Annotated in this window: 6 protein-coding genes; all 6 read left to right on the top strand. The window is 72.0% G+C overall.

Going from position 1 to position 11,865, the window contains the following annotated elements:
- A partial coding sequence (locus tag ABZ154_RS33805; protein ID WP_356838191.1) for a phosphopantetheine-binding protein occupies window positions 1-702 on the top strand: 702 nt, incomplete at its 5' end.
- A gap of 349 nt (window positions 703-1,051) precedes the next feature.
- Window positions 1,052-1,807 (top strand): alpha/beta fold hydrolase, encoded by a 756-nt coding sequence (locus tag ABZ154_RS33800; RefSeq protein WP_356838190.1) that lies wholly within the window; start codon window positions 1,052-1,054, stop codon window positions 1,805-1,807.
- 413 nt (window positions 1,808-2,220) lie between these two features.
- Entirely contained in the window at window positions 2,221-5,118 is a 2,898-nt protein-coding gene (locus ABZ154_RS33795; protein ID WP_356838189.1) for an AAA family ATPase, read from the top strand.
- A gap of 23 nt (window positions 5,119-5,141) precedes the next feature.
- On the top strand, window positions 5,142-7,934 hold the full coding sequence (locus tag ABZ154_RS33790; RefSeq protein ID WP_356838187.1) for a LuxR C-terminal-related transcriptional regulator: 2,793 nt from the start codon (window positions 5,142-5,144) through the stop codon (window positions 7,932-7,934).
- Complete coding sequence (locus tag ABZ154_RS33785; RefSeq protein WP_356838185.1) at window positions 7,924-10,683, top strand: AAA family ATPase; 2,760 nt, start codon at window positions 7,924-7,926, stop codon at window positions 10,681-10,683. The genes ABZ154_RS33790 and ABZ154_RS33785 overlap by 11 nt, the downstream gene beginning before the upstream one ends.
- A gap of 427 nt (window positions 10,684-11,110) precedes the next feature.
- Complete coding sequence (locus ABZ154_RS33780; RefSeq protein ID WP_234421895.1) at window positions 11,111-11,758, top strand: PAS domain-containing protein; 648 nt, start codon at window positions 11,111-11,113, stop codon at window positions 11,756-11,758.
- Window positions 11,759-11,865: the final 107 nt, after the last annotated feature.

The raw sequence follows: 11,865 nt of genomic DNA, 5'->3' as shown, positions 1-11,865 counted from the left end.
CTGAGTGTCGAGCAGGGTGTCGCGCTCTATGACGCGGCGCTTGCCACAGGGGAAGCGCTGGTGGTGCCGGTGAACCTGGACCTCGGCGCCCTCCGGGCCGTCGAAGACACCCCGCCGCTGCTGCGCGGTCTGATCCGTACACCGGCCAGGCGGACGGCGACGGCCGTTCAGCAGACGGCCGAACCGCTCACGCAGCGCCTGGCGGCCCTGCCCGGGGAGGAGCGCCGGGACCTGCTCCTGTCCCTCGTCAGGGAACAGGCGGCCCTCGTGCTCGGACACCCGGACGGGACGGCGGTCGGCGCGGCACGGCAGTTCCAGGAGCTGGGATTCGACTCCCTGACGGCGGTCGAGTACCGGAACCGGCTCAACGCGGCCACCGGGCTGCGCCTGCCGGCCACCCTGCTGTTCGACTACCCCACCCCGGACGCGGTCGTGGACCATCTGTACTCCCGCCTGGTGGCGGAAGAAGCGGACGGTGCCCAGGCGGTGCTCGCCGTGCTCGACCGACTGGAGAAGACGATCACCGAAATGACCGTCGACGCACAGGAGTTCAAACACGTCGCCGGACGGATCGAGGTGCTGCGGACCAAGTGGGCGGGGCTGGGGCAGGACGCGCCCCGTGACGCGGGCGAGCTGGACCTCGACGCGGCCTCGGACGACGATGTGTTCGCACTCCTCGACGACGAGCTCGGCTTGTCCTGACCGTGAGGTTCGGGCAGCGATGTCCCCCGCTGCCCGGAACCGGGAACAGGTGGTGGAGCCGGCCCGGGCGATATCCGCCCGGAGTCTAGGGAAATTCCCACTGTCCGCCCTAGTGGAATGGGGGGTGCCGGTAATCGGACCGGCACCCCGGCGGTCGGGCGAGGCCGACGACGTGAGTGGTCGCTCGCTCCGTTGGGCGGGAGAGGCGCATGTTGCTTTCGGGTACATCGGCCGGACCATGGTGCCCGTGGTGCGACACCGCCCTCTCTGCCCCGCTGTCACAGGCAGGCAGACCAGGACCGCTGTCCGGTCCCGGCTGCTCGCCCCAGCTCCAGGAGGATGCAACACGATGACGATGTCCACCGAGGAGAGCCTCTGGGCGCGGTGCTTCCATCCGGCACCGTCCAGCTCGGAACAACTCTTCTGTTTCCCCCACGCGGGTGGCTCGGCGTCTTTCTACTTCCCCGTCTCCGCCCAGCTGTCCTCCGTGGCCGAGGTGTACTCGGTGCAGTACCCCGGCCGCCAGGACCGGCGGAAGGAGGCCGGTCCCAGCGATATCGGGATCATGGCCGACCAGGTGTACGAAGCGCTGCGAGAAAAGCTCCGAGCCCGGCCGACCACCTTCTTCGGGCACAGCATGGGAGCGACGATCGCCTTCGAGGTCGCCCGGCGCTTCGAGGCCGACGGCGGTGAACTCTCCCACCTGTTCGCCTCGGGCCGACGCGCACCCTCACGTCAGCGTGAGGAGAACGTGCACTACCGGAGCGACGACGGCATCGTCGCCGAACTCAAGCTCCTGTCCGGCACGGACACGGCGCTGCTCGGCGACGAGGAGATCCTGCGCATGATCCTCCCCGCCATCCGTAGTGACTATCAAGCCATTGAGACCTACCGTTGCGATCCGGCGACGACGATCCGGGCTCCCATCTCCGCGCTGACCGGCGACGACGACCCGAAGACCTCCCTGGACGAGGCGGAGGACTGGCGTCGCCACACGACGGGCGCCTTCGAGCTCCACACCTTTCCCGGTGGGCACTTCTATCTGAGCGCCCAGGCGCCGGCGGTTCTCACGCTCCTGCGGAAACATCTGTCCACTTCGGCGTAGGGGGCCGTTGCTGCGGGAGCGGCCGGTCGCGCTGCGTTCCCGCTTCACGTGACCGGTTTGCCCAGAGGGGCATTTTCAGCCACCGTATGCACCTTCGAGCTGCACGGGAGCTGCGCGGTGACCTGGACCTGGTGATCGTTCTGTCAGAATATGTTCTTCCTCGGACCCCCGCCCGCCCGGCCTCCGGAGGAGAAGGTGCTGTCAGGATGCGCGAGCGCCGCTTCCTGCGGATGTGTCCAGGCTCCGAGGGGGTAGTGGTCCGGTGGGAGGTCCGGCTGCTTGACCACGTTCGCTCGCGGTAGGCGACGCGTGCCGGAACGAGCCTTGCGCGGCGCGGGAAACTGTGGCTGCGCGCCCGTCGAACGCGAGCCACTCGACAGTTGTCGAATCCCCCGAGAGGTGAGGAGACCGTCATGCCGGTACAGGCCGAACGCGAGGGCTCGCGCGGTGCTCTGGTCGGCCGCGCCGATGAGCTGAATCTGCTCGGCCGACGGGCGGAGACGACGCGCGCCGGGCGAGCGGGACTGGTGATGCTGTCCGGACCGGCAGGGATAGGGAAGACCAGTCTGCTCCGGACCTTCCTGCGGAGCGAGGCCTGCCACGACATGACGGTGCTGTACGGTTCCTGCGCCGAAACCGCCGCAGGAAGCGGATACAGCGGCGTACGCGCGTTGTTCGGCCCGCTGGGGCTGAGTGGTCGTGACGCGGCTGACCTGCCTCTCCTCCGCGGGTTCGCCCGCCGGGCCCTGCCCGCGCTGACGGCCCAGCAGGTCGGCCGGGAGGGACCGGCCGCCGCCTATCCGGTGCTGCACGGGCTGTACTGGCTCGCCGCCGAACTGATGGCGGAGCGACCGCTCGTCCTCGTCCTCGACGATGTGCACTGGTGCGACGAACGCTCCCTGGGCTGGGTGGACTTCCTGCTGCGGCGCGCGGACGACCTGCCGCTCCTGGTGCTGCTGGCCCACCGGAGCGAGGCCGAGCCGCTCGCCCCGGCCGTACTGACGGACATCGCCGCACAACACGACCCCACCCTGATCCGGCTCGCCCCGCTCGCGCACACGGCCGTCGGTGAGATGGCCCGGCGGATCTTCCGGACACCTGCCGAAGACGTGTTCATCGAACGCGCCGCCGCCGTGTCGGGCGGCAACCCCCTGACCCTCGGCAGGCTGCTGAGCGAGCTGAACGCCGAAGGTGTGCGGCCGGACTCCGCGGGCCTGCGGCGGGTGGGAGAGGTGGGCGGCCAGGTGGTCGCGTCCTCTGTGGGCGCGCTGCTGGACGGCCGGCCGCGCTGGGTGCGGGGCGTGGCCACCGCCGTCGCGGTCCTCGGTGACGAGACCCCCGAACTGATCGGCATGCTCGCCGACGTCCCGCCGGCCCTCGTGAAGGAGGGGATCGCCACCCTGCGGCGCGCCGAGATCATCGCGGCGGACCGCACGGACCTGGTGCACGACGTCGTGCGCTCGGCCGTCCTCGCCCCGATGGACGCCGAAGTGCTGGCCGCGCTGCGCACCAAAGCGGCCCTGCTGCTCAACGACGCGGGCAGGCCCGCCGAGGAAGTCGCGGGCAGACTCATGCTGTTGCCCGCCCTGACACAGCCGTGGATGCCGGCGGCGCTCTGCGACGCCGCTGTCCAGGCCCAGGGGCGGGGAGCCCCCGAGGCCGCCGCGCGCTATCTGCGCCGGGTGCTGGAGGCGGAGCCGGACAGCGTTGCGGTACGCATCCAGATGGCGGCCGCTCTCGCCGAGATCGACCCCGCGGAAGCGGCCCGGCTGATGGAGGAGGCGCTCCCGCTAGCCGCGGACGTACGGACGAAGGCGATGGTCGCCCTGCGGTTCGGGATGCTCTGCCTGGCGTTGCAGCGGTCCCCCGAAGGCGTAAGGGTCCTCGCGGAGGTGCTGACCGAACTGGAGGCCGAGCTGGGGCCCGCTCCGGACCCGGCCGACCGCGAACTGCACATCTTCGTGGAGTCGGTACTGCTGATCATCGGGGCGGACGAGAAGGCGACCGTCGCGGCGACCCTCGACCGGGCCTCACGGCTGGACCCGCCGCCCGGCGACACGCCGGCCCAGCGGCAGATGCTCGCGATGATGACCGTACTGGCCGCGATGGACGGCCGTTCGGCGGAGCGGACCGTCGGCCACGCCCGTCGCGCGCTCACCTCGCCGGGGACCGCGCTGGAGGGGTGGTCGTCGGTCTCGTCGGCCTTCGCCCTCAGCCTCGCCGACGAGGTCGACGAGTCGCTGGAGGCGCTCGACCGACTGCTCGAGTTCAGCCAGGAGAACGCGGCGATGTGGACGTACGTGCTCGGACTGGCGACCCGCGCCCTGGTGCTGCACGGTGCGGGCGCCTACCCGGACGCTCTGGCCGACGCGCAGACTGCGGTCGAGGTCGCAGGCGAGGAGCGGTGGGGCGACGGCAGTGCGCTGCCGCAGATCGCGTTCGCGACCGTGCTCGTCGAGCGCGGCGAGTCCGGACAGGCGGAGACGGTGCTGGCGGGCATCAGGAGGAGCGGGATGGAGCGGTTCGTCCTGCAGTACCACCTGTACCTGATGACCCGTGCCCGCGCCCGCTGGGCACTCGGCGACCGGGAAGCCTCACTCGGGCTGTATCTGGAGTGCGGCCGGTCCCTGGAGCAGTCCCGTCTCACCAACGCCGTGTTCGTTCCCTGGTGGGCCGAGGCCGCCTGTCTGCTCGCGGTGATGAACCGGGGTGACGAGGCCCGTGACCTGAGCGCGCACGGCGACGAGCTGGCCCGGAGCTGGGGCACTTCCCGGGCCCTGGGGCTCGCGGCCCTCGCCCGGGGCGCGATCGCACCGGGAGGCTCCGGCCTCGACACGCTCACCGAAGCCGTGTCCGCGCTGGCCGATTCGCCCGCCAGGGGGGACCACGCCAGGGCCGAGTTCGTCCTGGGCCGGGCCCTGCTCAAGACCGGCGACCAGCGGGCGGCCCGTGAGCATCTGCGTGCCGCCACCGACCTCGCGCAGCGCTGCGGCGCCCTCGCCCTCGCCGGGGACGCGCGCAGGATGCTGGTCACCGCCGGCGGCAGAATGCGGAAGATGAGCGCGTCACCACTCGACATGCTGACCGGGATGGAGCGCAGAGTGGCAGGGCTCGCGGCGGCAGGGGCCAGCAACCGTTCGATAGCGGAGAACCTCTTCCTCACGGTCCGGACCATCGAGACCCATCTGACCAGTGTGTACCGGAAGCTGGGGGTGAGCGGGCGTACCGAACTCGGCTCCGCTCTGCGCACACCGAACATCCCCGACGGGCAACCGCCCGGCCGGAGAACCGAATCACGTCGGCGCGGCTGAGGCGGATGGGCGAGGCGGTGCGTGTGACGGGCCTGAGCGACAGCGGCGTGACCACGCCGTACCCGGAGCTGTCCGGACACGGGCCGGGCGGCCCCCACCGGGATACGGATCTGCTCGAACAGGAGCAGGCGCAGGAAGTGTTGACGTCCCTGCTCCTGGCACTGGCCAGGGGACGTTCCGGTGTCGTGACGCTGGCCGGGAGAGCGGGCCACGCGCAGAACGGGCTGCTGCGCTGGGCGACCGGGCGTGCCCGGGCGGACGGGCTGCGTGTGCTCCGAGCACAGGCGGCACCGGACGACCGGGACCAGCCCCTCGGCGCGTCGGCGTCGTTCATGACAACGATGGCAGACCGGTCCGAGTCGGCCGGGGAGTTCCCCGCCACGCTCGACCGGCTCGAAACAGCCCCGCCCACCCTGGTCGTCATCGAGGACACCCAGTGGCTGGACGCCGGCTCCCTGTCGTGGCTGCGCGCCCTGGTCCTGCGACTCGCCCCCGACACCCCCGTCGCCGTGCTGACCAGCGGCAGCGGAGCCTCGGTGGGTGCGCGGTCCTGGTTGGACCCGGTGGCCGCCTCCTCGGTCCCCACTCAGCGACTCCTGGTGCGCGGGCTGACCCGTCAGGGCGTCGCCGCCATGGTGGAGAGGGTCTGTGACAGGCCCGGCGACCCACGGTTCGTCGCGGCGGCCACCACGGCGACCGATGGCAACCCCGCCGTACTCCGCGACGTACTCGACCGCTTCACCGGCCTGGGCCACACGCCGGTCGCCGCGCGGCTCACCGAACTGCGTACCCTCGCCGACACCGCCGTCGGAGACCAGGCGACCCGTGCGCTCAGCTGCCTTCCCGCGAAGTCGGCCGACCTCATGCGGGCTTTGGCCGTGGGCGGCGATCTGCTGGCATTCCCCCTCATCCGTACGCTGGCCGGTCTGGAACCCGGCAGCGCACAGGAACTGCGGACCATGCTCGGAGCCGACGGGCTCATCGTCACCGGCGGCACGAGGACACAGGTCCGTCACCCGGCGATACGGAACCGGGTGCTGGAGGGCATGAGCGCCGAAGAGCGCACCCGGCTCCACTCCCGAGCCGCCGTACTGGCCCACCGAGCCGGGGCGGACGACGAGGACACGGCCCGCGTCCTGCTCCGCACACCGCCCCTCGGCGCACCCTGGGTGGTCACCACGCTCCGCCGGTGCTTCGCCAGGGCGATGGACGCGGGCGACCACAGCCGGGCCACCGCCTGCCTGGTCCGCGCCCTGCGAGAGCCGCTGGAGCCGGGCCAACGTACCCGGCTCACCATGGAGCTCGCCGCTGCCGAGGCGATCTCGGCACCCCTTGCGGGGGACCGCAGGCTCAGCGAGCTGATCCGTTCCGGCAGCTCCGCCGCCGGTCTGCGCGCCCACGCCGTCGACATCGGGCTCGCGCGCGGGAACGGTGACTGGGCGCGCCGGACGGCCGCCGAAGCGCTGCCCCGCTCCCGGCCGGACGAGAAGGACGGTCTGACCGCGCTGTTCTGGTTGGCGGACGATGCCATGGGCGATCCCGGGTGCGCGCTGCCCGCCGTACCCGCGCTGCCCGGCCGGCCCTCGGCCCCCGCCCAGGCGGGCGTCCGCGCCTGGCAGCTCGCCGTCCGGGGCGAGGACCTGACCGCCACCCGCGAGCTCGCCCGTGCCGCGCTCGCGGGCGACAGCCCGTACACGGCACTGGCCCTGCCCAGGATCGCCGCCTGCCGGGCGCTGGTCCTCACCGACGACCACGAGGAGGCGGACGGAGAGCTGGACCGGCTGCTCACGGCCCTGCGGCGGGACCATCGCAGGGCCGCCGTCGCGCAGGCGCTGACCGTGCGGGCCGACCTGGCCATGCGCGCCGGCCGGTTCGACGCCGTCGAACGGCACCTGGACGCCGCCGACCAGGCCCTGCCCGCGGCGAAGCGGCACCCGCTCATCGCTCCGGCCGTCACCGCCCTGCGCATCCACGTCGCGCTGGAAACCGGGCGCGAGGCGTCGGCGCGGGCCCTCGCCGCGGCCCCGGCGCCGCCCGGCGCGGAACGGGGGACGGACTGGGCCGCGTTGCTCTTCGCCAGGGCACGGGTCTTCGCCCACGAGGAGCGCTGGGCCGAGACGGTCGAGCTTTCCAAGGAGAGCGGGCGCCGTCTGCTCAGCGCCCAGTGGAGCAACCCCGCGCTGCTCAGCTGGCGCGCCCAGGCCGCGGAGGCCGCGTACGCTCTGGGCGACGTCGAAGAGGCCGCACGGCTGAGCGCCGAGAACGCGCGGCTCTCCCTTCGCTGGGGGTCAGCGAGCACGCTCGGCCTGGCTCACCTGTGGAGCGCCCCGTCGACCGGCTCCGGCCCGGGGCCCGTGGGGGGCGCGCGCGAGGCGGTGAGGGTACTGCGCGACTCGCCCTCCCGGCTGCTGTACGCATGGGCACTGGTGCAGGTGGCCGCCGGCGAGCTGGAGAGCGGGGACGCCACCGCGGCCCGACTCTCCCTGGCCCGGCTCTCGGGGCTCCGCGCTGCCTACCCGTCGAGCCGCCTCGCTGTCTCGGTGAACGCGCTCGCGGAGCGACTGGAACGCCCGCCGGGGCCCGCGTGCCCCGCCCTGCCCCCGGAATGGATGTCACTCTCCGAGGCCGAACAGCGCACCGCGACCCTCGCCGGGCGTGGGCACGGCAACCGGGAGATCGCCGCGCTGCTCTCGGTCAGCAGACGCACCGTGGAGCTGAGACTGAGCAACGCCTACCGCAAGCTCCGCCTGAACGGGCGAGAGGAACTGTGCCGGTTGATGCACGACATGGGAGAGCGGTCGAGCGATGCTTCATGAGCGGGCACCGGAACTGTCCCGTCTGACAGCCGCTCTGAGCGCCGCGACCCCGGACGCATCGACGGTGACGGTGCTGTCCGGACCGCTCGGTATCGGACGCACGGCTCTGCTGCGCGAACTGCCCGCCGTCCTGCGCGGCGAGGACGTCCGCGTTCTGCGGGCGAACGCGGCCCCCGCCGAACAGGGTTTCGCGTACGGGGTGGTGCGGCAACTGCTCGACAGCATGCTGTCCGGCGCCTCCCGTCAGGACCGCGAACGATGGCGGGACCAGCAGGGGCCGGCCGAGCGGTTGCTGTCCGGCGTCGACGATCCGGCGGCCTTCGAGCCGGGCCCCGAAGTCCTGCGCCCGCTGCTCGCGGACTTCTGCGGCGAGGCCCGGCTGCTCATCCTCCTCGATGACCTCCAGTGGTCGGACCCCGCATCCCTCAGGTGGCTCGTCCGCCTGGTGAAGGAGCCCGGAGACCTGCGCGCCGCGCTCGTCTGCTCGTTGCGCGACGGCGATCAGGGCACAGGACACCCCCTCGTCGGGCAGCTCTCCGGCTCGGCCGCGCAGACGCTGCGTCTCGCCCCCCTCTCGCTCGACGCCACCCGGGCCGTGATCGCCGACCACTGCGGCCCCGGCGCCCATGAGGAGTACGTACGCGCCTGTCACGAGGCGGCCCGCGGCAATCCGCTGTTCCTGACGTCGATCCTGCTGAGCACGGCCGTGAGCGGCCAGGCCCCGACCGCCGAGCAAGCCCGCCTGGTGCGCACCGTGCGGCCCGCCGGGCTCCGTGAACGGCTGGCGAGCTATCTGCGGACCGGCCCGCAGGCGGTACGCGACACGGCCTCGGCCGTCGCCGCGCTCGGCGGCCACGGCGGCCCCGGTCTCGTTCCGGAACTCGCCGGACTGGACGAGATCGCCTTCGGATCCGCCCGGCGCGCGCTGTGCGAGGCGGGGTTGCTGGCCGACGTGCCCGAACCACGCTTCACCCACCCCGCGGTGCGGGAAGCCGTCGAGTCCGCCCTGTCGGTCGTGGAACGCGAGCACTGGCACGCCACCGCCGCGGATCTGCTGTTCTCCAGCGGCAGGCCCGCCGACCAGGTCGCCGACCACATGATGGATGTCACGGCCTCCGGGCGCCCCTGGTCGGTGATGGCACTGCGGGCGGCGGCCGACGAGGCGCTGCGCCGGGGCGCACCGGAGAACGCCGCCTGTTATCTGCGCCGCGCGCTGCTCGGACACCGTACGCAGGACGAGAGCCGGGCCGCACTCCTCGTCGAACTGGCCACCGCGGAGCGAGGCTTCGACCCCGAGGCGTGCCGGCGCCATGTCGTGCAGGCCCTGCCGCTGCTCACCACGGCGAGGGACCGGGCGGCCGCGGTCCTGCGAATACCGCCCCTCCTGCTCGGCGCCGCGCATTCCTCCGTTCCCGAGCTGTTGAGCGATGCCCTGGACGAGACGGCCCCGTCCGCCGGAGAGGACGGGCAGGCCCGCGAGGCGGCGTTGCGGCTGGAGGCCCGGCTGAGGCATTGCGGGCACGAGAACCCCGGCGAGCTCGCCGCCGCGACGGAACGCCTGCGCGGCATGGGGGATCAACCACCGGTCGGCTCCGCGGCCGAGCGCGAACTGCTGACCGTGCTGGTCTTCTCCGCGACACTGGCCGGGGCGTTGCCCGCCGCGGACGCGGCTCGCACGGCGGGTTTCGTCCTGGAACGCGAACCGGCGGTACCGGGCGGCGCGCACACCGTGCTCCCGCTGGCCGTCATCACCCTGTTCACCACCGAATCGGTACGGGAGGTGGCCTCGTGGCTGTCCTCCGCACAGCGGCCAGGCGTGCCGCACGCCACGGACGCCGACGGCGTACTCCTCTTCGCCGCGCGGGCGTTCGTGCTCGTCTCGCAAGGCAGACCCACCCTGGCACGCGAATACGTCGAACGAGCCATGGCCGCGGCCGACGCGGACTGGCGCGAGGCGTCGCTGATGATCCTCACCACCGTCGCCCTCGAATTGCGTGACACGGTACTCAGCGAAAGGATTCTGGCCCGTGCCAGACGGCGCGGGACGACCGGTCTGGCTCTCACGGCGTCACTGCAGATCCTCCAGGCGTCGGTGGACGCCCAACGGGGCCTGCGGGCCACAGCCCTGGAACGGCTGCTCGCCTGCGGACGTCAACTGGACCACTCCGGCTGGCGCAACTCGGCGCTGCTGCCCTGGCGTTCGCAGGCCGTCGGCCTCTACCAGCGGCTCGGCGACGACGCCTCCGCCCTGCGGCTCGCCGATGAGGAGCTCGCCTGGGCCACCGAATGGGGAGCCCCCGCCGCGCTCGGCCGGGCCCTGCGGCTGAAGGGCCGGCTCCAGGGAGCCAGGGGAATCCCCCTCCTGCGCGACGCGGCCACCGTGCTGCGCGCTTCGCAGTTCCGGCTCGAACTCGCCAGGACGCTCGTCCTCCTGGGCCGGCAACTCGGCAGCGGGGCCGAGGCGGAGGCGGTACTCCGCGAGGCGGGTGCCATCGCGGCGGCCTACGGCGCCCCATGGCTGGTCGAACAGGCCGAGCACGGACTCGGCACCGCCCGGGCCCCGAAAACCGCACATCTCACCCGAAGCGAGCGAAAGGTGATCGCCCAGGTGAACAGGGGCCTCACCAACCAGGAGATTGCGGATGAACTCGGAGTGAGCTCACGAGCAGTCGAGAAACACCTGACGAATTCCTACCGGAAGCTCGGCATCTCGGGCCGGCACGAGCTGGCAGGAGCGCTGCCTGCGTAGACAGCAGCATCGGGCTTCTACGTTAATGGCGCGCCGTGCGACGCTGCTGCGGAGATTTCAACGGCGACCGTGCGAGCGTGCCACGAACCTCAAATCCTCCTCAAGTGCCGGCCCATTGCGCCCGCTGGGTCAAAGGATCCGCCCGGCATGCCTGATTCTTCCCCTGTGGGCGCACCCGCATTGCGGACCGAACCTCCCACGGTTCGGACCACAGCATTAGCCTTCTGCGCCGAGGGCTCGTTGACGGGTGCGTCGTGTATTACCTAGTCTCCGGTCTGTAAATGGATAACCCGTCAATGGCGGCGCGTGAGGTCGGACGGCGGTGTTAATCCATCGACAGGGCAATGTGTGCATTCCAGTGAATCGGGGGGTACGAAAGGATGGCGGTCTCGTGGCGATTGCTGCGCTCACTGATTCGAGGCAGGACATAGCGAGTGGCCTCAAAACCGACCAGAACGGATACGGGGGCGCCCAGGGCTTCGACCGGCCCGGACTGTGCGTCGCCTCCCTCGACCCGGCCCTGACCGTCCGGCAGGCGAACGAGGAGTTCTTCCGCAGGTTCGGCGACGCCTCCGCCGAGGTCTACGGGCGCAGCTTCCGGGAGCTGGTCCACCCCAGCGTCCAGCAACCGCTGATGCGCCAGTTCTCGCGCCTGGTGGAGGGGAAGCGGCAGCGCTTCGTCTCCCACGTCGTGGCCGTGGGGCCGGAGGAGGCGTTCGCCGGTACGCTCACGGCCGCCGCCGTGAGCGGGGGGACCTCCGACCTGGCCGCGATCCTGGTTCTCATGCGCTCCTCGGACGCTTCCGAGGAGGACGCGGGCGTCGTCACCCACCAGAAGAAGATCCTCACCGAGATAGACGCGCGCATCCTGGAGGGCATAGCCGCCGGCATGTCCACGATCCCGCTCGCTTCCCGGCTCCACCTCAGCCGCCAGGGCGTTGAGTACCACGTGACGGGCCTGCTCAGAAAGCTGAGGGTGCCGAACAGGGCCGCCCTGGTGTCGCGCGCCTACTCCATGGGAGTGCTCAACGTCGGCACCTGGCCGCCGAAGGTGGTCGGGGACTTTATCAAGTAACGGCGCGGCACTCACGGACCGGCCGCCGACGGCTCCGTGGCTGCCATCCTCACGCGGAAACCGGCCGGAAGCGTCCGGAGTGCGGCGCCCACCGCCACCGGCCGGGT

The sequence above is a fragment of the Streptomyces sp. NPDC006261 genome (assembly GCF_040613515.1).
GTDB lineage: Bacteria > Actinomycetota > Actinomycetes > Streptomycetales > Streptomycetaceae > Streptomyces.
Note: the sequence above shows the minus strand (reverse complement) of the source record. Positions and strands in the feature narration are given on the sequence as shown.